Origin of the sequence: Chitinophaga agrisoli (assembly GCF_008386695.1) — a bacterium.
GTDB lineage: Bacteria > Bacteroidota > Bacteroidia > Chitinophagales > Chitinophagaceae > Chitinophaga > Chitinophaga agrisoli.
The window spans coordinates 167,173-193,450 of record NZ_VUOC01000001.1 but is presented as its reverse complement, the minus strand read 5'-3'; the positions used below and the strand labels follow the sequence as shown (position 1 = coordinate 193,450).

General features: G+C 50.0%; 17 protein-coding genes. 8 read left to right on the top strand and 9 right to left on the bottom strand.

All coding sequences use genetic code 11. From position 1 onward, the window contains the following. Positions 1–69: 69 nt before the first annotated feature. A complete protein-coding gene (locus F0L74_RS00745; protein ID WP_149835936.1) occupies positions 70–4,197 on the bottom strand; it encodes a glycosyl hydrolase family 18 protein in 4,128 nt (1,375 codons plus the stop codon). A 418-nt stretch (positions 4,198–4,615) separates the two neighbouring features. After that, positions 4,616–7,006 (bottom strand): glycoside hydrolase family 127 protein, encoded by a 2,391-nt coding sequence (locus F0L74_RS00740; RefSeq protein ID WP_149835935.1) that lies wholly within the window; start codon positions 7,004–7,006, stop codon positions 4,616–4,618. A gap of 164 nt (positions 7,007–7,170) precedes the next feature. Between F0L74_RS00740 and F0L74_RS00735 the strand changes: the two genes are divergently transcribed. The 3 genes from F0L74_RS00735 (at position 7,171) to aqpZ (ending at position 11,559) form a co-directional block, all read left to right on the top strand. Then, positions 7,171–8,079, top strand: a complete 909-nt coding sequence (locus F0L74_RS00735) for a bestrophin family protein (protein ID WP_149835934.1) — start codon at positions 7,171–7,173, stop codon at positions 8,077–8,079. A 51-nt stretch (positions 8,080–8,130) separates the two neighbouring features. Beyond that, positions 8,131–10,767 carry an MGH1-like glycoside hydrolase domain-containing protein gene (locus tag F0L74_RS00730; protein ID WP_149835933.1) on the top strand — a complete coding sequence of 879 codons (2,637 nt, stop codon included), beginning with the start codon at positions 8,131–8,133 and terminating at the stop codon, positions 10,765–10,767. Between the two features lie 96 nt (positions 10,768–10,863). Then, complete coding sequence (aqpZ, locus tag F0L74_RS00725; RefSeq protein ID WP_149835932.1) at positions 10,864–11,559, top strand: aquaporin Z; 696 nt, start codon at positions 10,864–10,866, stop codon at positions 11,557–11,559. Positions 11,560–11,565: 6 nt separating this feature from the next. Here the strand turns inward: aqpZ and F0L74_RS00720 are convergent, their stop codons facing one another. The 5 genes from F0L74_RS00720 to F0L74_RS00700 form a co-directional block, all read right to left on the bottom strand. Further along, positions 11,566–12,576, bottom strand: coding sequence for an AraC family transcriptional regulator (locus F0L74_RS00720; protein WP_149835931.1), 1,011 nt, complete (start codon positions 12,574–12,576; stop codon positions 11,566–11,568). Between the two features lie 914 nt (positions 12,577–13,490). Then, the gene (locus tag F0L74_RS00715; protein WP_149835930.1) at positions 13,491–14,504 is read right to left on the bottom strand and encodes a helix-turn-helix transcriptional regulator; all 1,014 of its coding nucleotides are present in this window, start codon (positions 14,502–14,504) and stop codon (positions 13,491–13,493) included. Between the two features lie 169 nt (positions 14,505–14,673). Next, on the bottom strand, positions 14,674–16,695 hold the full coding sequence (locus F0L74_RS00710; RefSeq protein WP_149835929.1) for a T9SS type B sorting domain-containing protein: 2,022 nt from the start codon (positions 16,693–16,695) through the stop codon (positions 14,674–14,676). A 195-nt stretch (positions 16,696–16,890) separates the two neighbouring features. Beyond that, positions 16,891–17,922 (bottom strand): asparaginase, encoded by a 1,032-nt coding sequence (locus F0L74_RS00705; protein WP_149835928.1) that lies wholly within the window; start codon positions 17,920–17,922, stop codon positions 16,891–16,893. A gap of 44 nt (positions 17,923–17,966) precedes the next feature. Further along, positions 17,967–18,737, bottom strand: a complete 771-nt coding sequence (locus F0L74_RS00700; protein ID WP_149835927.1) for a TatD family hydrolase — start codon at positions 18,735–18,737, stop codon at positions 17,967–17,969. A gap of 120 nt (positions 18,738–18,857) precedes the next feature. Here F0L74_RS00700 and F0L74_RS00695 point away from each other — a divergent pair, with 120 nt between their 5' ends. Continuing rightward, complete coding sequence (locus tag F0L74_RS00695) at positions 18,858–19,754, top strand: hypothetical protein (RefSeq protein WP_149835926.1); 897 nt, start codon at positions 18,858–18,860, stop codon at positions 19,752–19,754. 66 nt (positions 19,755–19,820) lie between these two features. Here the strand turns inward: F0L74_RS00695 and F0L74_RS00690 are convergent, their stop codons facing one another. Further along, on the bottom strand, positions 19,821–20,456 hold the full coding sequence (locus F0L74_RS00690; RefSeq protein ID WP_149835925.1) for a polysaccharide deacetylase family protein: 636 nt from the start codon (positions 20,454–20,456) through the stop codon (positions 19,821–19,823). 126 nt (positions 20,457–20,582) lie between these two features. Here F0L74_RS00690 and gltX point away from each other — a divergent pair, with 126 nt between their 5' ends. Further along, on the top strand, positions 20,583–22,118 hold the full coding sequence (gltX, locus tag F0L74_RS00685; protein ID WP_149835924.1) for a glutamate--tRNA ligase: 1,536 nt from the start codon (positions 20,583–20,585) through the stop codon (positions 22,116–22,118). 119 nt (positions 22,119–22,237) lie between these two features. Here gltX and F0L74_RS00680 read toward each other — a convergent pair whose 3' ends face one another. Beyond that, the gene (locus F0L74_RS00680) at positions 22,238–23,905 is read right to left on the bottom strand and encodes a glutamine--tRNA ligase/YqeY domain fusion protein (RefSeq protein ID WP_149835923.1); all 1,668 of its coding nucleotides are present in this window, start codon (positions 23,903–23,905) and stop codon (positions 22,238–22,240) included. A 150-nt stretch (positions 23,906–24,055) separates the two neighbouring features. On the opposite strand from F0L74_RS00680, the gene F0L74_RS00675 reads away from it, so the two are divergent. The 3 genes from F0L74_RS00675 to F0L74_RS00665 all read left to right on the top strand — a co-directional run bounded on the left by F0L74_RS00675 (position 24,056) and on the right by F0L74_RS00665 (position 26,263). Then, on the top strand, positions 24,056–24,475 hold the full coding sequence (locus tag F0L74_RS00675; RefSeq protein WP_149835922.1) for a cobalamin B12-binding domain-containing protein: 420 nt from the start codon (positions 24,056–24,058) through the stop codon (positions 24,473–24,475). 112 nt (positions 24,476–24,587) lie between these two features. Further along, positions 24,588–25,370, top strand: coding sequence for a porin family protein (locus F0L74_RS00670; RefSeq protein WP_149835921.1), 783 nt, complete (start codon positions 24,588–24,590; stop codon positions 25,368–25,370). Between the two features lie 116 nt (positions 25,371–25,486). Further along, positions 25,487–26,263 carry an enoyl-CoA hydratase/isomerase family protein gene (locus tag F0L74_RS00665; RefSeq protein WP_149835920.1) on the top strand — a complete coding sequence of 259 codons (777 nt, stop codon included), beginning with the start codon at positions 25,487–25,489 and terminating at the stop codon, positions 26,261–26,263. Positions 26,264–26,278: the final 15 nt, after the last annotated feature.

The window sequence follows — 26,278 nt, the reverse complement described above, 5'->3', positions numbered from 1 at the left end:
CGCCCGGAAGAGGAAAAGGGAATGGTCCCGGATGAAACCGGGACCATTTTCATTTTTCATTTTTAACTATTACTGTAGCCTTATCACTTTAGTCGTGGCTACGCGATGGGAGCTCCTGTTGTCTACTTTCAGGATCCAGGTACCTGCGGGAACCTGGCCTGTCTGTATCTGAATATTCTGTACGCCTTTACCTGCTGCCACTTGTTCAGTGCGCAGGATAGGGGCGCTGCCCTTGATATCGATCAGGGATATCTGCAGGCGGTCGCCAGGCTGTGCATCTACCCGTACCTGCAGGGTATTGCCGGTAGCAGGGTTAGGATATACCAGCAGCTCGCTGGTAGCAGCTTCCTGTTTTACAACAGGGGCAGCTACTGCGCTGGTGCGTGCCAGGCTGCCGGTGCAGGGGCCCAGTGGTTTCCACCACCAGTCTGCGGTACCCGGCGTTACATTGTATAATGCGTCTGACTGGCTTTCATACAGTATACCGTTGTACACTACTATATCGCCTCTGCTGTAGATCTTGGGATAAGGCTGATAAGCAGGTACGCCGCCGCAGTTGCCGCCGCCATCGTTGCTGCCTACTGTGATGGTCACAGCTGCAGAAGTGGTAGATGCGTTCTGGTTATCGGTAGCTTTTACGGTAATGGTGTAAGAACCGGCTGCTACATTGCTCCAGTTGAAGCTGTAGGGGGCGGTAGTGCTCTCGCCCAGTTTGCTGCCGCCGTTGAAGAATTCCACTTTAGCTACAGAACCGTCGCTGTCGGCGGCAGTAGCCTGGATGGTGATGCTGGCAGGCGCTGCAAAAGATGCGTTGTTGGCCGGTGAAGTGATGCTTACCGTAGGCGCTGCATTGTTGCCGCCACCGCCGGTACAGTCGCTCACATACTGCCAGGGTTGGGCATCGCCCTGGTTCTGGTCAGGCTGCTGGCCCTGTGTCCACCATTTAGCCTTATATACTTTGCTGTTAAATACTACCTGTTCGCCGCCGGTATATACTTTACCGGATTCCCATACAGCAATGCCGTTACAGCCGCCGCCGGTGCTGGTGCCTACCACAATGGTCACTGTGGAGGAGGTAGTAACCGCGCTCTTATTATCGGTAGCACGGGCAGTCAGGGTATAAGTGCCTGCTGCTACATTGGTCCAGGTAAAGCTGTAAGGAGCGGTGGTGCTCTCGCCCAGCTTATTGGCGCCGTTAAAGAATTCTACTTTGGTAACAGATCCGTCTGCATCGCTGGCATTGGCCTGTATGGTTACAGTAGCCGGCGGTGTGAAGGATGCATTGTTAGCGGGGGATGTGATGCTTACAACCGGTGATACGTTACCGGGGTTCTGGGTGCCGCCAAAGAAATATTGATAATAATTGTCGGCAAACTCGTTGTTGTTTACTTTATCCCAGTTGATGGACCATGTCATGATACCACGCAGACCAGGATAACCGCCTGCTTTACGCAATACATAGGTACCGCCATAAGAGATGCCTTTTGTCAGATAATCCAGGGCTTTCTTTACTTCTGTAGGGACTGTGTAGCCGGAACCAGCTGCTCTGCGGGTAGCAGGTAAACCAAAGGATACCTGGTCTTCACGCAGCGCCGGGAAATTCTGACCGGCGCCGTTTACGGGGAAACCGTTCAGCAGCATTTCCGTCATAGCTACGATAAAGTCTGCCGTTTCAGAATTGTATACTTTATTATCCAGACCAGATACGGAGCCAGTGTTATACAGCTGGGGATGTATATAGGTCAGTTCGTTACGCAGACCGTAGATAATAGGCAGGTAAGCGCCTACCAGCGGAGCATAAGCATTGCCAAAAGCCGTCTGTACGTAGAAGGTCTCCGGCGCCATGGTCAGCCAGCATTCTTTACCCTGTCCTTTACGGTAGTTGATCACTTCTTTAGAAGCTGCGATCAGGTTTACCACTTTAGCAGTGGTGGGAGACATGAAGTTCTTATCGCCATTGTCCAGTACCAGGTTGGTACCGCCTTCCAGGTCAATATCAAAACCGTCAAAATTGTACTGGTCAATGATGCCTTTCAGAGAGCTGATGAAATTAGCTTTCTGTGTAGCGGTGTTCAGCTGTACAATACCGTTTTCACCGCCTATGGAGATCAGTACTTTTTTGCCCTGTGATTGCAGGAACGCAACGTCTGATTTAAAGTCGGCTACAGAAGCGCCGTCCGGTGCAAAGCTCAGGGTAGCCTGATCGCCGGTGGTCACTGCGAATGCGATCTCCACTACATTATATTTCGTGTTGATGTCGCGTAAGCGGATATACGGAACGGAAGCGTCATTCCAGTTATGCCAGTAACCGGTGATCACCTTGTCGGTGCTGCCGGTAGGAGGATTACCTGTAGTGTTGTCTATTACGGTTAAGCTGATAGCGGTAGAAGTAGTAGTAGCACCCTGATCATCTGTAGCCACCGCAGTGATGGTATAGAAGCCGGCGCCGGCGTTGGTCCAGGCATAGCTGAAAGGAGCAGTGCTATCGGTAGCCAGTTTGGTAGCGCCGTTAAAGAACTCTACTTTTCTTACGGAGCCGTCGCTGTCAGCTGCAGTAGCCTGCAGGGTGATAGTAGCGGGCAGGGTGAAAGATGCATTGTTAGCGGGAGATGTGATGCTAACAGTAGGAAGCGTATTGGTAGGGGTACCGGTGCTGCCGCCTGCAAATACTTCATTGATCTTATTTACCAGCGGTTCTGTGGTGTTAGGGCAGTAAATGAGCTTACCTTTGGGCTGTGTGCTGCTGGTCATGTTCAGCATATCGCCAAACACCTGCCATACGATCAGGCCACCCAGGTTATTATCATTTACAAATTTGGCTTTTTCACCAATGGAACGTTCGTTATCATAGCTCAGGAAATAGTTGCCTTTGGTTTTATAAGGCACTTTGGCTACATCATCCCAATGGTCTGTCCAGCCGGAGCCGGCGCCAGTCTGCTGCAGGATGAAGCTGTAGCTGGGGGTACCATCCCACAGATCCCTTGCCCAGTTGGTAAAGTCTGCGCAGGTAGTGATAGGGCCATCCGGCTGTACGGTTTCCTGGCGTTTTACGGTAGCACCGTTCAGGGCAGCAGGACCGCTGGTTACAACGCCACGGCCATAAGTGGGGGCGCCCAGGGTTACCTTGCTCATGTTAACGCCCAGTTGTTTCAGGGCCTGTACGGTATTGTTCAGGGAAAGACCAGCATATTCCGCACCGGGGTAGTCATACAGAGGGGCGTTATGGCCTGCTTTGTTAGACCAGCCGCCGTTGAAATCATAGGTCATCATGTTGTAATAGTTCATAGAATTATTCAACCGTGACCAGGGGAAGCCCTGTATTTTGGTGGCCACTGCAGAGAAAGCAGCAGTGATCAGCTTATTAGCGCCGATAGCGGCACGCACTTCTTCTACCAGGGTAGCAAAATTGTTGTAATCTGCCTGGCTGTAGTGCTCAATGTTCATACCGGGATCATTAGGATATTCCCAGTCAAAATCGATACCATCAAAGCCCATATTCATCAGGTCTTTACAACCGGCAATGAATTTGGCGCGTTTGGTAGCGTCAGCAGCCATTTCAGGATAGTGTTTACACATGCTCCAGCCGCCGATAGAGGCCATTACCTTAACGCCTTTCTGGTGGGCCAGGGTAATGATACCCGGCGCGCCGCCCTGTTTGGGAAGCGACAGCGGGAATACGCCTGTCTGGTTAGTGTTTACATTCCTCCAGCCGGCGCCTTCGTTGCGGTAGCCCAGGCTATAAGCATAGCTGCCATCGGAGATAAAGAATAAAGGCGCATCCAGTTCGCCATACAGCAGAAACATATCCCAGCTGCTATAGATGTCTTCATTTACCATGGGAGCGGGCTCCTGTACGGCGCCTACCTGGTAAATGCTTTTGTTGCGGAAGTCGCCGCTGTGCAGTGAACCGTCTTTTGCAACGCCAAAAAAGGAGAAGTTGAGGATGGTGTACTGTGAGTAGTCCACGTTCAGGTGATTGTAACCGCCTTTAGGCACAATACCTGAGATGTCTTTCCACGCATCCCATTGGGTGATATAACCTATCACCTGTTTGCTGTGCTGTTTGGTAGTGGCAGGCACCTGCGGGCTTACCTGTGCCCGTGCGCTGCCCTGCCATAGCAATAGGGATAAACAGCATACTTGTTTTAACCGGCGTAGCCAGCCGCCGGCAGAAGTAGTAACACTCAAGGTTCTCATGTTAGGATAATTTGGTTTAAAAATTTGTGGTGCATGGAAGTATCAGGCAGAACAAGGTTCTACACGATAGCTCCCATACCCGTGTTCAAAAAAGACTATAGGTTTAAATGAATAATTATGCATAGGCTCATAAAAGATACGGTGCGCGCAAAATCGATTTGGCCAAAGGTTACTCCAGATCAGCTCCGGCATAGGTGTCGTTCATACAGTCATGAAGTACTACGTTCGTCTAAGGTTTTTTTTGCTACAAGTCCGCGTGCTGACAGATTGGAGCACAAAGATATTGGCTCTGTGTAGGATTAAAAACGGAGGTTAACACGGATTACACTGCGTAAATAACGGGAAAGAAAAAACGCCACTACCAAGGGTGTGGCGTTTGTCGTCATATGGTGATATGATGTGTCTATCCTACACTATCCTACTCCACTTTCCATTCCATAATGCCTGCTGCATGGTCTTTGGGTAGTTGTACCTCCAGGCGTAAAGCAGCTGTTTTTACCGCATCAAAATGTACGGTATTAAAGGTATCCTTATCAGTAGTATAGGCGCCGGTGTTTTTTACGGGTAGCCAGTTACCATTAGTATCCTTATATGATACCTTCCAGGCGGCAGGTACGCGGCAGCCACCCCAGGGGCTATCATCATACCAGTAGACCTGCACGCCCTGCACACTGGCCGGTTTCTCAAAATCATACTGCACCCATTGCAGGGTATCTTTTTTAGGCCACCAATGGTAATAGGGCATGCTGCCATCATGTGAGCTGGCGGGTTCCAGCTGGTCGTTGATGGCCCTTAGTGTTTTTGTTCTATAGGAGGCGCTTACCTTACTGCGGGAGGCTACGGTAGCCGGTTTTAAAGGTGTAACGGCAGTCTCCTTATCTGCCACCCAAACGGCCATATCGCCCGCGCCACGGTTGGCCCAGGCATAATATGGAATGGCAGTTACCCCCGCGGTTTGCTCTACTACTTTATTATCCGGCGTAATGGATTGGGTAATAGCGGCGGTGCGTATCACTTCCACACCATCCAGCAGGCGCGGCTCAAAGGTGGCGGTGGTTTTGTTCTGCTCATTTAATAATAAGTGGCGTACGGATGCTTTGTTATTATCCGGCCACTCAAAGCAGTATACGAGCGGACCGCGTTGCAGCGCTGTTTTATCATCATCTGCCTGTACTTTATCTACTGCTTTTACGTAACGCACTTCCATGGGGAGTTGCACTTGTATAGCATCGCCTTTTTTCCAGTTGCGGTGCAGGATAGCATAACCGTTCTCGGTTGTATAATCCGCCGTTTTGCCATTTACGGTAATGGTATATTTTTTTGCGGGGGCGTTGGCATAAGTATATAAACCGCCAGGTATGGGCGCATCGTTTAACCAGGCCGGCAGGCGGATGGCCATATCAAAACTGCGGCTGCCGCCATCTGGCGCTACGGTGAGCGTAATATTGCCATCCCATGGGTAATTGGTTTGCTGCGCTACCTGTACGGTTTGTTTTTGCAGGGGAATGTTTGCCTGGCTTTGGATGAACAGGTTTACATAGATACGATCCTGACCGGTAGCATACATATAACCCGGCACAGAGGGGATGAAACGGCATACATTGCTGGGACAGCATGCACAGCCAAACCACTCGCTTCTTTCATGCTGGCCCATAGACTCCAGCGGGTTGGGATAAAAGAAACGGTTGCCTTTGATGGCTACGCCGGAGATCATACCGTTATATAAGATCTGCTCCAATACATCATAATACTTTGCATCGCCATGCAACAAGAACAACCGGTAGTTCCAGTAAATATTACCAATAGAGGCACAGGTCTCGTTATAGGCGCTCATATTGGGCAGGGCATAATCCGGCCCAAAGCCTTCATGGCCGGCTTCTGCGCCTATGCCGCCGGTAATGTAGATCTTATGGTCCACCACATCATGCCAGATAGCGTCTATGGCCTGCACATATCCTTTATCGCCGGTAAGCGCGGCTACATCCGCCATACCGCTATACATATAAGTGGCGCGCACAGCATGTCCTACGGCACGGGTTTGCGCGGTTACCGGCTCTTGTGCCTGGTTGTATTCCTTGCCGCCTTTCCGGATATCCAGGAAATATTTGGCCAGGTCCAGGTAGCGTTTGTCATTGGTGACGCGGTAGAGTTTTACCAGGCCCATTTCAATGATCTGGTGACCGGGGTAATATTTTAAGCCGCCTTCTACGAAATCATGATAGACGAGATTGGCGTTTTTAATAGCGATATCCAGCAGGGTGCGTTTGCCGGTAGCCAGGTAATGGGCCGCAGCGGCCTCGTAGAGGTGCCCGCAGTTATACAGCTCATGGCTCAGGTCGGGGTCTTTTTCCCAGCGCTGTTTGCCTGCCCAGGGGTGTAGCTTACCACTGTCTTTGGCAATGGTACGGGCGGTGTATAGATAACCATCCGGCTCCTGCGCTTTGCCTATATAATAGATAAGCGTATCCATCTGGGCTTCCAGGTGTTTATCCGGGTAAGTTTGCAGGGAGTAGCTGGCGCCTTCCAGGATCTTGTAGATGTCCGTATCATCAAACGGGTACTCTGTTTTGAACACGCCTTTTTTAAGCTTGCCCGCTATCAGGAAATTATCTACGCGCCCTGTTTTATAACATTGCTCCAGGGCAATGGGAATGGTGACCTTATAATTGCTGAGGATCCGGGGCGCCCAGAAATGATCAGTCACTTTTACGGCGGTAAAAGGTACCGGCTGTATGGGATAGTCCTGGGCTAACAAAGTGCTGCCCGCCAGTAGGATCAATATAATTGTCAGATGCACAATTTTTTTCATGTCTGCAGTTTTATAGGCTGTGGAACGGTTACTATAAATTTATTGATATGCGCCCGGCTCTGCTTGACGGATTTTAACCGGTTACACGCGGAATTTGTCTCTGGGTGGTTATATTTGCTTATCTCCTTCATATACAGTAACTTTTAGTATTAATCCTCCATCATATGTTCCTCAAAGACCGGCTTTCACTCGTCCAGGTATTCCGTCTTACCTGGAAGGTAGATCTGATGATACTGGCATGCTGCACTACTGCTTACCTGGTAGACGCTTACTGGCTCAACAGGCAGTTCTCCATTCCGCTCAGTGTATCCACGGTGTTGGGTACGGCCATCGCGTTTTTTATCGGCTTTAATAATAACCAGGCATATGACCGGTGGTGGGAGGCCCGCAAAGTATGGGGCGAACTGGTGAACGATTCCCGCTCCTGGGCGCGCTGCCTGTTATATTATTGTGATACGGATACCAGTGATGAAACAGTACATATCGCGCGCCGGATGATCTATCGCCACCTGGGTTTCCTGTACGCGCTAAAATCCACGCTACGCAAAAGACCGGATGATGTATATTATACCGGTTACCTCAGTGAAACGGACTTACTATCGGTAAACACACAAAGCAATATCCACAATGCCATCCTGAACCTGCAGGCGGAAGATCTGCAGCTGTTAAGCCGGCAGGGTGCTATAGACGGCTTCCGTTTCCGGGAGCTGAACGGGTTAATAACAAAGTTCTGCGACAGCATGGGCAAGGCAGAACGGATCCGGAATACTGTTTTTCCGCCCAGTTACCTGTTTTTTACCCGGGTATTTATCTGGTTTTACGTAATCCTTAGTACCTTAATGTTAAGTGAGAGTATCGACTACTGGTCTATTATCTTTGGATGGGCATTTGGCTTTGTGTTTCACGTAACGCACCAGAACGGTATCAGCATCATGAACCCGTTTGAAGCAACGGAAATGGCCATACCGCTGGACAGCATTGCCCGTACCATTGAAATAAACCTGCTGGAGATGCTGGGCCATGGAAACGTGCCGTCGCCGGTAGCGCCTGTAGACGGGCAATACCTGTTGTAAAGGCTTATACAACAATAAGCGGCTTATACACCACAATAAATGGATCAACCGATGAACAATGAGCAACAGCGGCTGCAGAACGCAGCCTGGAAGAAATGGGGCCCTTACGTTACCAACCGGCAATGGGGCACTGTAAGGGAGGATTACAGCGAAACTGGCAGCGCCTGGGAAAGCACCACGCATGATATGGCCCGCAGCAAAGCATACCGCTGGGGCGAAGAAGGCATTGCCGGCATTTGTGATGATCAGCAGTTATTGTGTTTTTCCATTGCCCTGTGGAACACAAAAGACCCCATCCTGAAAGAGCGTTTTTTTGGCCTAAGCGGACATGAAGGCAACCATGGCGAAGATGTAAAAGAGCTCTTCTACTACCTGGATAATACGCCTACCCACTCCTACATGAAAATGCTGTATAAATATCCGCAGCAAACATTCCCATATGGCCCACTGGTAGATGAGAACCGCCGCCGCGGCAAACAGGACCCTGAGTTTGAGATCATAGACACCGGCATTTTTAATGACGACGCCTATTTTGATGTCTTCATCGAATACGCCAAAACAGCGCCGGAAGATGTGCTGATAAAGATCACCGTATTTAACCGCGGCCGGGAAGCCGCCCCCCTGCATATACTGCCTACCATCTGGTTCCGCAATACCTGGGCCTGGGGCCGGGATAATACACAGCCCTGGTTGACGCGCACCGGGAAAGACGCTATCACCATTACCCATCATACACTGGGCAAATACGTGCTGTATTGTGACCAGGCGCCGCAGCTGCTCTTCACAGAAAATGAGACCAATTTTCCCCGCCTGTATAATTTCCAGGATGGGAAACAATTCTATAAAGATGGGATCAATGATTATCTCATTCACCAGCATACTAACGCGGTGAATGAAGGTGGCAGCGGTACCAAAGCGGCCGCCAATTATCATGTTAACATTGCCCCTGGCGAGTCGCATACCGTACGCCTGCGCCTGACCAGCGAACATTTGACCGCGCCTTTTGCCAACTATGCCAGCCCTAAAGGTATTGTTGATCCTTTTGCAGATTTTGATGCATTATTTGCCACCCGTCAGCAGGAAGCAGATACATTTTATGAAGGGTTGCAGCAACAGCTGGATAATGAAGAGGAGAAGATGATCCAACGGCAGGCCTTTGCCGGCATGTTATGGAATAAACAATTCTATTACTACCATGTAGCGGATTGGCTAAAAGGAGATCCTTCACAGCCGGCGCCACCGGCCAACCGCGCCAATGGCCGTAATAAGGCGTGGAAACACCTGAATAACGAAGATATCATCTCCATGCCGGATAAATGGGAATACCCCTGGTATGCCGCCTGGGACCTGGCTTTTCATTGCATTCCACTAGCCATGATAGACGCGGAGTTTGCCAAAGGCCAGCTATTATTACTAACCCGGGAATGGTATATGCATCCAAACGGGGAGCTACCGGCATATGAGTGGGCATTTGGCGATGTTAATCCCCCGGTGCATGCCTGGGCCGCCTGGCGGGTGTACCATCTGGATATGGAGCAAAAAAAGGGCAAAGGGGATGTGACTTTCCTGGAGTCTATTTTCCATAAGCTGTTGTTGAACTTTACCTGGTGGGTGAACCGTAAGGATGCGGAGAACAACAACATCTTTGAAGGCGGTTTCCTGGGGCTGGATAATATTGGCGTATTTGACCGTACCGCGCCCCTGCCTGCCGGCGGCTTTATTGAGCAGGCAGATGGTACCAGCTGGATGGCCATGTACTGTTTAAATATGCTCTGCATATCGCTGGAGCTGGCCAAGTATAACAAGGTGTATGCGGATATGGCCACCAAGTTCTTTGAGCACTTCCTGTATATAGCCGGCGCAATTAATGAGATGGGCGAGGGCAGTGATGGGCTCTGGGATGATGAGGATGGTTTTTTCTATGACCAGCTAAAGATGACCAATGACGGGGTAATGCGGATGAAAGTGCGCAGCATGGTGGGCCTTATACCCTTGTTCGCCGTATCTGTACTGAACGAAGAGATCTTTACCACGCAGCCGGAGTTTACAGAACGGTTAAGATGGTTCCTCAATTTCCGGCCGGATTTGGCCGCCCTGGTAAGCCGCTGGTACGAAAAAGGCAGCGGCGAAAAGCACTTACTAAGCCTTTTACGCGGGCACCGCATGAAAAGGATCTTGCGCCGTATGCTGGATGAAACGGAATTCCTCAGCGATTATGGCGTACGCTCTATGAGCAAACATTATGAACAACACCCCTATGAGTTCCGGCTGGATGGTACCAGCTTTTGCGTGGCCTACGCGCCGGGGGAAAGCACCACCGCGATGTTTGGCGGCAACAGCAACTGGCGGGGACCCGTATGGATGCCGGTGAACTACCTCATCATAGAAAGCCTGCAGCAGTTTCACCGGTATTATGGGGATGATTTTAAAGTGGAATACCCTACCAATAGCGGCGCTTATCTCACCCTGAAAGAGATTGCCACGGAGCTGGGCAAGCGTTTGTTACGCCTTTTCCTCCGGGATAAGAATGGCCGCCGGCCGGTATTTGGCGATTATGAAAAATTACAGCAAGACCCTCATTTTAAAGATTACCTGCTCTTCTATGAATACTTTCATGGCGATAACGGCCGCGGGGCCGGCGCTGCCCATCAGACCGGCTGGACAGGCCTTATTGTAAGGCTCATGTAGTAACAATACTACAATCATTTACAAATATCAACTATAGGGCTGAACGATTTTCGGCCTTATGTTGTTACTTCTTATACCACAACAAAAATACATCATATGAGAACCGTTACTTTATCACAGAAGTTCATTGCAGAATTGTTTGGCACCCTGGTCCTTGTTTTAATGGGATGTGGCGCCGCCGTGCTGGCGGGCAGCCATGTTGGTTTCCTGGGAATCTCTTTTGCCTTTGGCCTGTCCGTGCTGGCCATGTGTTATGCCATCGGGCATATTTCCGGTTGTCATATCAACCCTGCCATTACCATCGCTTTCCTGGCTGTAGGCCGTATTACCAGTAAAGAAGCGGTGGCCTACATTGTGGCGCAGATCATTGGCGGCATTATTGGCGCCGGCATCCTGTACCTGATAGCCACCGGTAAGGCGGAATATACGCTGGCAGCTAATGGGCTGGGCCAGAATGGCGTAGGCGAAGCCTCTCCTGACAAGTATGCCCTGATGAGCGGTATGATCGCGGAGATCGTGTTCACTGCTATATTCCTGACAGTGATACTGGGCAGCACCAGCAAGAATAACCCCACCGGTACCGTGGCCGGCGTAGCCATTGGCCTTTCCTTAACGCTGATACACATTGTAGGCATTCCTGTAACCGGCGTTTCCGTAAACCCTGCACGCAGCATTGGCCCCGCTATCTTTGTAGGTGGCGCAGCACTATCCAACCTGTGGGTGTTTATTGTAGGCCCCATTGTAGGCGGTTTAATTGGCGCTGCGATCTGGAAGCTGATGGATAAAGACTAAAATACACTACTGCGCATTCCGGATGGCAATGGGATCATACTCATAATACGCCTGAAAAGCGCGTGACAGCGCTACCCTGTTGGGGTAACCGGTACGGCGGGCAATGCTGCCCAGACTGGCCCTGGATTTCAGCAGCAGGCCATATGCTTTCATCATCCGTTGCTGCAGTATGTAATCCGTAAGGGAAATTGCAAATAACCGTTCAAAGCCGGCAAGCATGTCGGTTTCCGGCATGTTAAATTTCAGCGCTAAGTCCTGCGGGGTGAACCGTTCGCTAATATTGGGTTTGATATATTCAAACAGTTGTTGCAGTTGCGCATGCAGATAAGCTGCCATGGGCGCTGCAGGTTGGCGGAACTGGGCATCCTGCAGGGCGAAGTTCTGATACAGGTCCACACAGCAGCGGTACAACAGGCACTCCGCCTGCAGCTCTACGTACCGGCAGTTAAAGATATCAAACAGGATCTGCGAGCATACGGCATTGATCTGGTAAGGCGCCGCATTTACCGGCCCATTCAGCGTATCCAGCTGATGGCTGGCCAGGTGTTTTAACACGGGGAACTTCTCCGCCAGTGCCGGCAAAGCCTCCGGCACTACGTTAATGTGGAAGCTAAAGATATTCTTACCCCTATCCAGGGCGGCGGTATGGAAATCCGCATGCAGGCTAAAAAGATTCACCTGTTTTTCCCGCAGCCGGAAAGGCCCCATATGATCGATCACCGCATCTATCGTATCTTCGTGCATATAATGCAGGGCCAGTATATGCCGGGGCGTAAAAGGGTGAAGGATGATATAATTCCTGGCAAAGATATCATGTCCCCAGATGGAGAACTCCCGCAGCTTAATATGCTGACAGATCATGTCACAATCCTCATCACGGTAAAAATAAGCGCCGGCATAGCGCATCAGCAAGTGCAGATATTCGTCCGGTATGGCGGATACCGGCGTATAATCAGCATCATCCCGCTCTATAAGCAATAGTTTTTCTGCGGATGAATTCAATGTCTGCTTTTCCATGGGGCATACAAATTTTAGGCACTTAGTAAAACAGTGAACATTTGCAGGTTTAAGAGAAGGTCGAGCGATCAAAATCCTTTACTGTCTGGCATAGACACAAAACTCCACAGCGTAGCATACCAGTTCGATGAGAACAGGTCATCCTTTAAACGGGACGCGTTCTATTTGTTAATATACGTAGCTTTTTGCACCGCAGTTTTTCGCGGGACTAATTTATTTACGAAAACTGATCCGCAGGATGGGTAATTCACCCCTTGCGACCGATTGCATAGACAATAAGCTGCTATAGGACAAGCTGTAAAGTCTAAACTGTGTCAATTCACGATACTGTAAAACCAGATCTGTATCTAATTATAAAACTGTAAAGCAAATACTGCTATTTAGGCTTTTTAGTTATTCCCCACTGTAAAGGTTTTCCAGTATAAGACCATCCCCAATCCACACTACGTTACAAGTAGGATAAAGCATAGATAAAGCATACATAAGCCATACATAAAGCATAGATAAAGNNCTTTATCTATGCTTTATGTATGCTTTAACTATACGTTATGGATACTTTATGGAAAAAAAATACAGCCTTTCAGGGTGTATATGAGACAGCGTGAAAATGAATGTTCCACCTGGAAAGGCAGAACCGCTTATGTTCAAATAACCATAAAGACACCATAATAGGTAGTGAACCTAATTAAGTGTGAGTTGTTAAACGCATCTTGCTTATAAGTTTACCGGAGCAGTACCCATCCCTTCAGCCGTGATGGGCGCCTGCTACCGGTGGGAACAACGGAACCAGGCGTGAGTCGCCTTATATATATAAATGAAAGCTAATGGTCATTTATCTGTTTTGGGTTAATGCAGGAAGGCTATACGGCGCCGTCCTTACCTCATAAAATTCCATAGAAATGAACAATAATCGTTTATCCCCCCTGTACATTCTGCGGATCATTTCCGGACAATTTTATAGTGCGCAGCGACTGCGGAGATACGTTATAGCGGCGTTTAAAGGCGCGGTTGAAATTACTGATCTCCGTATAGCCGAGGTTGTTGGCGATATCCGTTAGCGGGTGCGAGGTAGTGGTGATCAGGAACCAGGCCCTGCCCATACATTGCTCATGCACATAGGCCGGCAGGCTTATCTTAAACAGGCGCTGGAAATGCCGGCTCAGCGTTTTTTCGTGCATATGGTGGGCGCGGGCCAGCCTGGCCAGGGTATGATGGATATGGGGGTCTGCACGTACTTTTTCCCAGAGGTGTACCAGTATTTCTTTGTTGGGCACATCCGGCAGGCCATCCAGATGGTCTTTATCCTTGAGGGCCTTTACGTATTGCGTTAAGATCTGGAGGATGCCTGTTTTAAAATCCATCAGCAGGTAGCCGCCGGTTTCTGTACTGCTGCGGATCGCGTGTAATGTTTCATGTACAAAATAGTCTATTGGCATATGGTGCAGCAGTTTGCCCTCTTTACTGGCCGTTACCACCCGGCTCATCAAAGCGGCCACTTCCTGGCTGCTTTCCGCCATCTCTTCCAGCCAGGTATGCTCCAGCTCCATATGGAAGGATTCTGCGGCGCCGGCTTCGAACCAGGCCTGGTTAACGCCGGGGGGCAGGTATAAAAGCCCATAACGGTAAGGTTCCAGCAGCACCCGGCCAAAGCCGGTCACTTCTGCAAATACGGAGCCTTCCATCATATGACGCAGGGCAATGGTGGGCTCATCACAGGAAAAATACAGGTGTACCGGCCGTGCTATCTGGAACCGGTAAATATAGATACGGTAGTGTTTATGCAGGAAAGTTTGGGTTAAGATGGAGCCAAAGGCATACTCCCGGTATTGCCGGGTGCTCCAGGGAGCCAGGTACTGCTGGAAATGGGCAGGTACATCTAGCTCCTTGCCCGGATCTTTTTTTTGATCGGGTGAGATCAGGACGTTCATTACGTGATAATATTATTTTGAGTTGATAAGGAACAACAAAGCCGGTTACAGACAGCCCTGTTAACATGGAATTTCTGAATGCATACAGTGTTAAGGCAATATTAACGAAAACTGCTGAATTCCCGCTACAGTACTGATAAATAGCTATATTGGACAAGTGGTGTAGGCGTTACCGTAGCAGTACGGACATCCCCTTTTTGAAGACCTTTTCACCGGTGTCTTTATTGGTGTAGGATAGGATCCAGGCATAAGCGCCAACGCCCTGGGGTTTGCCGCCTACGGTGCCGTCCCATTTGTTACGCCAGTCATTGGTCTCAAAGATCAGCTGGCCCAAACGGTTGTAGATGGAAAAGCGGAGATTGATGGATTTGTAACCGTTAAGCGGGTAGAGATAATCATTCCTGCCGTCGCCATTGGGGGTAAATGCGGTAGGCACCTCTATAAAACAGCTGGCCACCGCTTTTATATAATGCACCACCGTATCAAAACAGGGGGCGGAATTCTGTACCACCAGCATAACGGGGTAGTCATGGTCTTGCGGCAGGTTGGGGTAGTCCTGCTGACCGGGATCGCGGCCAGTCAGCAATATGCCGTTTCCAAAGTCCCAGAAATAATGCACAATATCATCGCCCTCACTTTTGTCTGTAAAGCTGACCATATCCTGCGGGCATAACACATCTGCGGAGGCACTGAAATCGGCTTTGAGCTCGTTTGGAAAAAATACCTCTTCTGTTACAGAATCCCGGCAAGTGCCATTTGATACTACCAGGTCTACGATATGTTTTCCAAATACGGTATAGGATTTAACCGGGTTTTGCTCATGGCTGAAGGTATTGCCGTCAGCCGTCCATTGCCAGTAGTTGACGCCATTATTACCAGGGTGCTGTAAGATCAGGGTGTCGTTCACACAGTCCAGGACCATGCGGTAGGTGAAGTTGGCATTTACGGTGTCCCTGGTGGCAAAAGGCAGCGTAGCGCCGGGGGGCGTAGGTTGCCAGCATTCGCTTATAAGGGTATTGCCGTCGCTGCCGCTACGCAGCGTTACCTGGTAGGCGCCATCTGTATAAATGTTATCAGAGAGCTGTATGGTAATGGTATCTGTAAGGCCATTATGACAATTGCCATTGGCGCCCCGTATGGTAACCGGGCGGCCGTTGAGGGTGGTGAGTGTAAAATCGCTGCCATTGGGCGCAATGGAGCTGCAGCGCACGGGCTGGGACATGACCAGCTGTACGCTGCCAGGCATACAATCCACCGGGGCCATATGATCTATGAGTGAGGGTAGAAAATGATCTACGGTAAAAGGCGTAGGCGGAATGTTAGCGCCGCCGCCGGAGTTGGAGCAGGCATCCAGTACGCTGTTGCCATCTGTGCCCGTCTGCATGTTAACGGAGTAGCTGCCTGCGGGCAGGGGGGCGCTTAATGCAAGCACAATGGAGTCCATATCAAAACCATTGTTACAGTTAACGCCGGTAGCGCCTGTGATCCTGACCCCGTTGCCGCCAGTCAGCGCAAAATCGCTGCCATTGGCGGCCAGGCTGCTGCATTGTACTTTCTTATTGAGCTTTATGGTAATAGCGGGCGTGCCGCAGTCATATCTTACGTTCTGGATCTCCGGGATCACCGGGTCTGTGATACTGGCGGTACCTCCGTTAAAGGTCAGGTTGTAACCGGCTTGCCCGGGGGTAAAATGGCTGATGAGCAGCAGGTAGTTATGGCCCTGCTGTATGGTGGGCATATCCGTAAATAAGGCCTGGCCCGGCCCTGCACATACTTCGAACACCCGTCCATTACCCTGCGCGCCGGTAAGACCGTATTCACCTGACCAGCCAGAGGCTACAAACAGCTGTTTGTTGGTATATACCTCCGCCAGGTTGCGGTTGGTCACATCAAACAGCTGCCAGTCATAATCTTCTTCCTGGGCAAGCGGTGCGATGGTAAAACCCAGGGTGCCGGTCTGGTAACAGGTAAATTTGTACCAAAAAGGGTTCCTGTCAGAAAGGGGATCCAGGCAATTGACAGCGGGTACTGTTCTGCCGCCGCAAATGGGAACAGACGCCTGGTGGAAAGTTTTGGTGCCACATACGGGAAACGCGCTTTGCGGGTTCTGGCCAATAGTGGTGCAAGGTGTTTGGGCGCATAACTGCGCTGTAACAAACAAGATCAGCAGGGGCAGGAGGGCATATTTCATTCGTATAGCGGTCAGATATCGGCTTTCAATGAAAATGAATAATAAATGTAAGGATTTTCCTTACAAAGCAAGTACTTGCTTAACGTTAAATAACAGGAAGATGTTACAACAAAGTTGATATTATATTAACGGATAGCTGGTAGCGAACGATAAACGAATGAGGGCCCTGTTAAAATAACATCGGCCCTAAGCCTTTTATTCCTCGGTAATGGGCGTTAACTCGCCCCGTAAAGGGGTTTCTATCATACGTTTGGCCTCTTCCAGGGGCAGATCCTGGCCTAATACGAACATGAGCTTAGTGATGGCGGCTTCAAAGGTCATATCGTGACCGCTTACTACGCCTATTTCCTTGAGGTATTGGCTGGTCTCGTATTTGCCTAATTCCACGGAGCCGCCGTCGCACTGGGTGATGTCTACCACGATGGCGCCCTTGTCGATCACCTTTTTGATACTTTCTATAAACCAGGGCTGCGTATTGGCATTGCCGTTACCAAAGGTTTCCAGTACCACGCCTTTAAGGCCGGTTACGCTTAAAATAGCTTCTACGGCTTTACGGGTAATGCCGGGATACACTTTCAGCACGGTCACATTATCATCCAGGTGTTTATGTACTTTGAGGGGCTGGGCCGGCTGGGGGAGCACGGATTGCCGTTTATATTTGATATCTATGCCTGCTTCTGCCAGGGGCGGATAGTTCATGGAATAGAAGGCCTCAAATTTCTCTGCGTTATATTTCTTGGAGCGGTTGCCGCGGAAAAGGGAAAAGTCGAAGTAGATACATACTTCCGGCACCATCACATCCCCGTTCTGGCGGGTGGAGGCGATCTCCATGGCGGTGATGATATTCTCCTTAGCATCTGTACGGATCTTACCAATGGGTAGCTGGGAGCCGGTAAGGATCACCGGTTTGGAGAGGTTTTCCAGCATAAAGCTAAGCGCGGAGGCGGTAAACGCCATGGTATCTGACCCATGAAGGATCACAAAGCCGTCGTAGCGGTCGTACCGGTCTTCAATAATACTGGCCAGCTCCACCCATATTTCCGGCTGCATATCGGAAGAATCAATAGGTGGATTGAAGGCGTACACGTAAAAATCGATCCCCATCCGGTATAATTCCGGCAGGTTGTTCCGGATCTCATTAAAACCTATCGGGCGTAATGCTTTTGTCTTCTCGTCATAGATCATCCCTACTGTCCCGCCCGTGTAAATAATCAGAATTTTACTCATTGCTGCTTAACACCAAAATTGCCGCAAAGGTATCCACTTATCAATTAAATGGATTTGAATAATTTACGGGCATTACTGCTTGTAACCGCAGCCACTTCCTCAATTTTTAGATGTTTTATATCTGCGATGTGCTGACCGATGAGGGGAATATAGGAACTTTCGTTGCGTTTGCCCCGGTAGGGTACCGGCGCCAGGTAGGGGGCGTCTGTTTCCAGTACGAGATGCTGGAGATCAATCTGTTCCACGATCTTATCCAGGCCGGATTTCTTAAAGGTCACCACGCCGCCTATGCCCAGGTAAAAGCCCAGGTCTATTATTTCGCGGGCCTCTTCCAGGGTGCCGGAAAAACAATGGAATACGCCGCTGAGATGGCCATCCTGCAAGGCTTTTACTTCGTCAATACATTGGCGGGTACTTTCGCGGCTATGGATAGCTACGGGTATGCGGTATTCCTTAGACAGCTGCAGCTGCTCCCGGAAAGCCTGGTATTGCTGGTCTGCATAGGTGGTATCCCAGTAGAAGTCAAGACCTATCTCCCCTACGGCGATAAAAGGCCGTTTGGCCAGCCATTCCCTTACCCAGGTCATTTCGGCCGTAATGTCTGCCTTCACGTAACAGGGGTGTAATCCCATCATGGCATAACACTGTCCGGGATATTGTACCTCCAGGTCCAGCATACCTTCAATGGAGGTCTCGTCTATATTGGGTAATAATAGTTTATCTACGCCGGCCTGCACGGCCCGGGCGATCATGTCCCGTCTGTCCTGTGCAAATTCTTTCCCATATAAATGGGCATGTGTATCAATCCACTGCATAACACTCTTTTAACACGATAAATGTATGATAATTAGTAGAAAATATTTAAATTTGTAAAATTCGTAATATCAGATTAAACCTAGGCACAAAGGTAAAGTCCTAAAAAAAACTATCCTATCATGAAAAGCTATTTTTGTTTTAACCGCATCCTTGCCGTGGTGTTAGTGCTGGTAACAGTGGCCACCATCTTCTTCGCGTGCAGCAAGAACAATGAAGCGGGACCAGAATCCGATCAAAACGATAACGAGGCCCTTACCGCCGCAGCTTATGAAGCCCAGATCAGCACCCTCTATGACGATCTGTTTGACGTAGCGCTGGAAGCCAGCCAGACGCAAGGTCTGGGTAGCAAGAACGGCCGCGTGGTTCCCCAGGATCCCCAAGCCCTGAAATTAGGCAACTGTTACGATCCCCAGGTAGATGATGTTACCATAGATAAATGGCCTAAAACGCTGACGCTTAACTTTGGCAGTGGCTGTACCGGTGTAGACGGCCGTGTACGTTCCGGTACACTGGTGCTGGTATTGAGCGGATATATTTTTATACCCGGCACTACCGTAACTATTACTTCCCAGAACTATGCTATCAACGGTATACAACTGAAGGGTACAAAAACGCTGGTAAACCAATCCACTGCCAATGGCTTTAAATACAGCAGCAAAGTGGTAGGTGGTATCGTAGCAATTGACAGCCTCGATCTGACCTTTAACTATACATCCGATAAGACCATCACCCAAACTAAAGGCGCCGCTACGCCTTTTGACGCCAGTGATGATGAATATTCCGGCACCGGTACTGCTACTTTAAGCTACGGTACTACTTCTGTTAGCTATACTGTAAAAGAGCCCCTGATCAAGGCAGTTTCCTGCCCCTGGATCGGCGGTGGTAAAGCGGAGATAAGCCTGGGTACTACAAACGCTTCGGCAAAAGCTACTATTGATTATGGCCTGGGTCTTTGTGATGACTCTGTGACCATTATCATGGGTGATAAAATGAAGGGCGCTATCCTTCCCAGATAAACTCAGAACTCTTTATATAAAAAATGGGCTGACCAATACCTGGTCAGCCCATTTTCTTTATCCCGGTTAGTGGGCGTTTAAGGGTAGTGGTTCCACTGCCCATTGTTGTTTTTTGCAGAATTCCAGCACACGGGGAAGGGCGTATGAAAGCCGGTCCCAGGCTTTGGCGCTGTCATGGAATACGATGATGGAACCCGGTCTGGCCTTGAATACAACATTCTGTACGCAGGCTTCGCCGGTGATCTCCGTATCAAAATCGCCGCTTAATACATCCCACATAATGATACGTGTTTGTGGCAGCTTATTCTTCAGCGCTCTTATCTGGAAAGGCGTTATGCGCCCATAGGGCGGGCGGAATAAGGGGGAACTGATGTATTTGCCTGCTTCCAGGATGTTCTCCATATATTTTCCGGTACCCGTTTTCCAGCCGTTGAGGTGGTTATGGGTATGGTTACCTACTGTATGCCCTTCCTGCAGCAGTTGCTGGTAAATATCCGGGTGCTCCACTACATTCTTGCCAATGCAGAAAAAGGTGCCTTTGGCATTGTATTTCTTTAGCTGCTCCAGCACAAAAGGGGTAGCCTGCGGGTGCGGGCCATCGTCAAATGTTAGGTATACCGCCTGCCGTGCCGGCGACAGATGCCAGACGCAGCTTTTGTAAAGGGCCTTGAGGACACCGGGCGTTTTAGTGAGATAAAACATAGGCTTTGTAAGTAGATAGTAGCAGCAAGTTAAGCATAAAAGCCGGCAATCGCCCTCCTGTATCCGGTACAGAAACATAGCTGCTACCGGCTGATGACTATCAACTAAAATATTACCTTTGCGCCTATGGCACACGAAAAAGTAAGGGTGCGTTTTGCACCCAGCCCCACGGGTGGCCTGCACCTGGGTGGCGTACGCACGGTTTTATTCAATTACCTGTTCGCAAAGCAGCACAAAGGCGATTTTGTACTGCGCATAGAAGATACTGACCAGACCCGTTATGTTGCGGGCGCGGAGGAATATATCATTGAATGCCTGCGTTGGTGCGGGCTGAATGCCGACGAGGGACCGCATGTAGGCGGGCCCTATGCCCCTTACCGCCAGAGCGAGCGTAAAGCCCAATACCGCCAGTATGCGGAGCAACTGGTAAAGGAAGGCTACGCCTATTACGCTTTTGATACCCCAGAAGAGCTGGACAGTATGCGCGTAAGGCTGAAAACGGACGAAAATCCTTCTCCCCAATATAACCATGTGGTACGCACCCAGATGCGTAACTCCCTGCAGCTGCCGGCGGAAGAAACCGCTGCCTTGCTGGCCACAGGTACTCCGCATGTGATCCGTATCAAGATGCCGGCCAACGAAGAGATCTCCTTTACGGATATGATCCGCGGCGAAGTGCATTTTAATACCGGCACCGTGGATGATAAGGTGCTGCTCAAGGCCGATGGTATGCCTACCTATCACCTGGCCGTAGTGGTGGATGATTACCTGATGAAGATCAGCCATGCTTTCCGCGGGGAAGAATGGCTGCCCTCCGCACCGGTGCATATTATGTTATGGCGTTACCTGGGCTGGGCGGATGCGATGCCGCAGTGGGCGCACCTGCCGCTGATCATGCGGCCGGATGGCAATGGTAAGCTCAGCAAACGCGATGGCGACCGTTTAGGTTTCCCGGTGTATGCCATGAACTGGACAGATCCGCGCAGTAATGAATTTACCAAAGGCTTCCGTGAAATGGGCTACCTGCCGGAGGCGTTTGTAAATATGCTGGCCATGCTGGGTTGGAACGATGGCACGGAGCAGGAGCTGTTCACCATTGAAGAGCTGATCGAAAAGTTCTCTCTGGAACGGGTACACCATGCCGGCGCTAAATTCAATATTGAAAAAGCCAACTGGTTTAACCACCAGTATATCTTAAAGGCAGATAATCAGCGCCTGGCGCAGCTGTTTATGCCGGTACTGAAAGAAAAAGGCGTACAAGCCTCTGAAGAATATACCGCTATTATTGCCGGACTGGTAAAAGACCGTTGCAATATGGTGAATGAGATCTGGGACCATGCTTTCTTCTTTTTCCAGCAGCCGGAAGGTTATGATCTGGCGGCGGTAAAGCCCAAATGGAATGCCGATAAACGGCAGTTCTTCCTGGACTGGGCCTCTGTGCTGGAAACATCAACAAATTTCTCCCTGGTGGAGCTAGAGGAAAGCTTTAAACAGCTGGCCGCTTCGATGAACATCAAGATGGGAGAATTACAGCTGCCGTTCCGTATTATGCTGACAGGCGGTAAGTTTGGCCCGCCGGTGTTTAATATTGCGGAAACGCTGGGTAAACATGAGACCATTGCGCGGATCATGAAGGCACTGACGGCGCTGGATGCTGCGTGATAGTTGTTATATAATAAAATATAAAAAGCTGGTCTGAGAAGGCCAGCTTTTTTATTGAGACAAAAAAAATGCTCCGGGAGTTGCCCGGAGCATTCAGATTATTATCAGTTCTAATTTACTTATCCTTTTGCCGCTTCTTTAGCCCAGGTATCCTTCAGCGTTACGGTGCGGTTAAATACCAGTTTTTCCGGCGTGCTGTCCGGGTCAGCCACAAAGTATCCTTTACGCAGGAACTGGAAGCGGTCGCCGGGTTTGGCGCTGGCGAGCGAGGGCTCTATGTAGGCGTTTTCGATCACCTGCAAGGAGTTGGGGTTGATATAGTCCTTGAAATCCCCTTCTTCACTATTGGGATCATCTACCTTAAACAGGCGGTCGTACAGGCGTACCTCTGCGGTAACGGCCTGCGCGGCGCTTACCCAGTGGATGGTGCCTTTTACGGTAAGTCCGCTGGCGTCACCGCCGCTGCGGCTTTCCGGCAGGTAAGTGCAATAGATAGTGGTAATGTTGCCATCTGCATCCTTATCAAAGCTGTCGCATTTGATGATATAGGCATACTTAAGGCGTACCATCTGGCCGGGGGCCAGGCGGAAGAATTTCTTGGGCGCATTTTCCATAAAGTCTTCCCGCTCTATATAGAGGGTGTTGCTGAACGGAACGATGCGGTGCCCTGCGGAAGGATCCTCCGGGTTATTTTCTGCGGAGAGCTCTTCTACCTGGCCTTCCGGGTAATTGGTGAGCACCAGTTTTACGGGATCCAGTACGGCCATTACGCGGTTAGCGGTACGGTTCAGCTCTTCGCGGATAAAGTATTCCAGCAGGCTTACTTCTATGATATTATCACGTTTCTGAACGCCCACCCTTTCGCAGAATGCGCGTATGCTGGCAGGGGTATAACCGCGGCGGCGCAGCGCGCTGATGGTAGGCATGCGGGGATCGTCCCAGCCGCGTACAATACCTTCCTGTACCAGCTGTTTCAGCTTTCGTTTGCTCGTTACGGTGTAGTTCAGGTTCAGACGGGCAAACTCGTACTGATGGGAGGGGAAGATCTCCAGCTTTTCTATGAACCAATCGTACAGCGGGCGATGCGGCACAAACTCCAGCGTACAGATGGAGTGGGTGATATGTTCAATACTATCGCTTTGTCCGTGTGCGAAATCGTACATGGGATAGATGCACCATTTATCGCCGGTACGGTGGTGATGGGCATGTTTTATACGGTACATGAGCGGGTCGCGCATGTGCATATTGGGAGAGGCCATATCGCCTTTTACACGCAGCACTTTTTCACCATCCTTGTACACGCCGTTACGCATCTCTTCAAAGAGGCGCAGGTTCTCTTCTATGGTGCGGCTGCGGTAAGGGCTATCCTTACCCGGCTCTGTGGGCGTGCCTTTCATAGCGGCGATCTGCTCCGCGGAGGAATCGTCCACATATGCCAGGCCCTTTTGTATCAATTGTACAGCAAACTGGTATAACTGTTCAAAGTAATCGGAGGCATACAGCTCATCCTTCCATTCAAAACCCAGCCATTTGATGTCCGCTTTAATGGAATCTACGTATTCGGTATCTTCCGTAACGGGATTGGTATCGTCAAAACGGAGGTTGGTCTGGCCGTTGTATTTCTGGGCCAGCCCAAAATTGAGGCATATGGATTTGGCGTGGCCAATGTGCAGGTAGCCATTGGGCTCCGGCGGGAAGCGGGTCAGCACCCGGCCGCCATTGACGCCTTTTGCGATATCTTCTTCTACGATCTGTTCCAGAAAATTGAGTGACCTTTCTTCGCTCATATATAACCAGTTGTAATTTTACGGACAGCAAAGGTACGTAATTAGCCGTTAGCTATTAGCTATTAAGGGTTAGTTTGGAGGCTGCTAAAAGCTAATGGCTAATAGCTAACAGCTAATTTTCGCTACATTTACAACCGCAACTTAGAAAAAATGGTCAACCCTTTAAATCGCCCGGTACGGGTACTGGTAGCTAAAGTGGGCCTGGATGGCCATGACCGCGGGGCTAAAGTGATAGCCGCCGCCCTGCGCGACGCCGGCATGGAAGTGATCTATACCGGTCTTCGGCAAACGCCGGAAATGGTGGTGAATGCCGCCCTGCAGGAAGATGTGGACGCCATTGGCATCAGCATCCTCTCCGGCGCCCATATGACGGTATTCCCCCGGATCGTAGACCTGATGAAAGAAAAGGGTATGGATGACGTGCTGCTTACCGGCGGCGGTATTATCCCGAATGAGGATATGCAGGCCCTGCAACAGCTGGGTGTTGGCAAATTATTCCCTCCCGGCACCCATACCCAGGAAATAGCCAGTTATATCACCGGTTGGGTGGGCGCACACCGGAGTTTTTAAGAAAATAGGGGGTGGCAGCAACCTTTTCCTGTGCTCATTCGTCTATATTAGGTAGCCGGGCTTAACGGAAACGGCATCGCGTTTGATAACAATTAATTAAACCCTCCGCCCAATGAGAAAACATTGTACCCTGTTGTTCCTGATAGCATGCCTGCTGTCCCTGCGCGTAGCTGCCCAGGAAAAAGGAACAGATTCCACCAAAAAAGACTGGACAAAACATGTATTTGGCGAATATGCCGGCGGTAAAACGCACCGCGTGTACGTATCCTGGGGTGGCGATGGTCCGCTGCTATCCTTTGCTAATGTAAAAGACAATGGGGCGCACGTTCGGAATATTCCCCGGTTCACCGTTTTTGCCAATGTAGGCACCAATTTTAACTACGATCTCAGCAACAGTTTTGGGCTCTTTACAGGTATCAACATCAAAAATATAGGGCTGATTACGGAAGCGAATGATTCGCTGAAACTAAAACGGCGGGTATATACCGTGGGTATACCGCTGGGCTTTAAGATAGGCGACCTGCGCCGCGGAAATATCTTCTTTTTTGCCGGCGGTTCCTATGACCTGGCTGTAAATTATAAGGAAAAACAATTTGTGAACGGAGATAAACGGCACAAGTTCAATGAATGGTTCAGCGACCGTACACCGTTGCTGATGCCATCTGTATTTGCGGGTTTCCGGGTGTACCCGGGCTTTGGGCTGAAAGTGCAGTATTACCTGAATGATTTCTTTAACCACGATTACCAGGATGGTATGTTGGCGGGCAACCCCCATCTGCCCTACCGCAACCTGGAGGCTAAAATGTTCTTTGTGACCCTTAACTATGATTTTGGCAAAGTGAACTATCATCACCATAAGGGCAAACACAGCCGCAGCGTCAGCGTAGATTTCTAACACCTTTTTTATATGCTCAAACGGGCTGTTAACGGATCTAACGCCGGTAACAGCCCGTTTGCGTTTTTGTAACCCCTAAATCGATAACTTAGTCCCTCAAATCAAATCAAGTAATTATGTACGAAACCATCAGCACTACCCTGACGGATGAGATATTGATCATAGCCATTAACCGTCCGGATAAAATGAATGCTTTAAACCAGACCGTAATGGCAGAACTGGCGCTGGCCATAGATGAGGTGTATAATAAAAAAGAGGTGAAAAGCGCGGTGATCACCGGTACGGGCGAGAAGGCATTTGTAGCAGGAGCGGATATTGCGGAGTTCCAGCAGCTGTCTGCAGAGCAGGGCGCTACGCTGGCAAAAAAAGGGCATACCATTTTTCAGCGTATTGAGGAGTGCCCCAAACCCATTATTGCCGCGGTAAACGGTTTTGCATTGGGCGGTGGCTGCGAGCTGGCCATGGCCTGTCATTTTCGTATAGCCAGTACCAATGCCAGATTCGGGCAACCGGAAGTGAACCTGGGGCTGATACCCGGTTATGGCGGCACCCAGCGCCTGACCCAGCTGGTAGGCAAGGGCCGCGCCATGGAGCTGATGATGACCGGCGATATGATCAGCGCCCCAGACGCATTTGCCATGGGACTGGTGAACCATGTAGTGGAAAAAGAAGCCCTGCTGGATAAAGCAAAGGAAATACTGAAGAAAGTACATGCCAAGGCGCCCCTTGCCATCGCCCGGGTGATCAAATGCGCCCATGCCGCCCTGGACAAGGATGTGGATGGTTATGCTACAGAGATCGATGAATTTGGGGCCTGTTTTGCCACTAAGGACCTGCAGGAAGGCGCGGCGGCTTTTATAGAGAAGCGGCAGCCTAAGTTTACGGGGCAGTAATAGACAACAATAATT

What these genes read in the sequence shown, in the direction of transcription:
- F0L74_RS00745 (WP_149835936.1), bottom strand. Translation starts at nt 4,197, where the DNA reads ATGAGAACCTTGAGTGTTACTACTTCTGCCGGCGGCTGGCTACGCCGG.
- F0L74_RS00740 (WP_149835935.1), bottom strand. Translation starts at nt 7,006, where the DNA reads ATGAAAAAAATTGTGCATCTGACAATTATATTGATCCTACTGGCGGGC.
- F0L74_RS00735 (WP_149835934.1), top strand. Translation starts at nt 7,171, where the DNA reads ATGTTCCTCAAAGACCGGCTTTCACTCGTCCAGGTATTCCGTCTTACC.
- F0L74_RS00730 (WP_149835933.1), top strand. Translation starts at nt 8,131, where the DNA reads ATGAACAATGAGCAACAGCGGCTGCAGAACGCAGCCTGGAAGAAATGG.
- aqpZ (WP_149835932.1), top strand. Translation starts at nt 10,864, where the DNA reads ATGAGAACCGTTACTTTATCACAGAAGTTCATTGCAGAATTGTTTGGC.
- F0L74_RS00720 (WP_149835931.1), bottom strand. Translation starts at nt 12,576, where the DNA reads ATGGAAAAGCAGACATTGAATTCATCCGCAGAAAAACTATTGCTTATA.
- F0L74_RS00715 (WP_149835930.1), bottom strand. Translation starts at nt 14,504, where the DNA reads ATGAACGTCCTGATCTCACCCGATCAAAAAAAAGATCCGGGCAAGGAG.
- F0L74_RS00710 (WP_149835929.1), bottom strand. Translation starts at nt 16,695, where the DNA reads ATGAAATATGCCCTCCTGCCCCTGCTGATCTTGTTTGTTACAGCGCAG.
- F0L74_RS00705 (WP_149835928.1), bottom strand. Translation starts at nt 17,922, where the DNA reads ATGAGTAAAATTCTGATTATTTACACGGGCGGGACAGTAGGGATGATC.
- F0L74_RS00700 (WP_149835927.1), bottom strand. Translation starts at nt 18,737, where the DNA reads ATGCAGTGGATTGATACACATGCCCATTTATATGGGAAAGAATTTGCA.
- F0L74_RS00695 (WP_149835926.1), top strand. Translation starts at nt 18,858, where the DNA reads ATGAAAAGCTATTTTTGTTTTAACCGCATCCTTGCCGTGGTGTTAGTG.
- F0L74_RS00690 (WP_149835925.1), bottom strand. Translation starts at nt 20,456, where the DNA reads ATGTTTTATCTCACTAAAACGCCCGGTGTCCTCAAGGCCCTTTACAAA.
- gltX (WP_149835924.1), top strand. Translation starts at nt 20,583, where the DNA reads ATGGCACACGAAAAAGTAAGGGTGCGTTTTGCACCCAGCCCCACGGGT.
- F0L74_RS00680 (WP_149835923.1), bottom strand. Translation starts at nt 23,905, where the DNA reads ATGAGCGAAGAAAGGTCACTCAATTTTCTGGAACAGATCGTAGAAGAA.
- F0L74_RS00675 (WP_149835922.1), top strand. Translation starts at nt 24,056, where the DNA reads ATGGTCAACCCTTTAAATCGCCCGGTACGGGTACTGGTAGCTAAAGTG.
- F0L74_RS00670 (WP_149835921.1), top strand. Translation starts at nt 24,588, where the DNA reads ATGAGAAAACATTGTACCCTGTTGTTCCTGATAGCATGCCTGCTGTCC.
- F0L74_RS00665 (WP_149835920.1), top strand. Translation starts at nt 25,487, where the DNA reads ATGTACGAAACCATCAGCACTACCCTGACGGATGAGATATTGATCATA.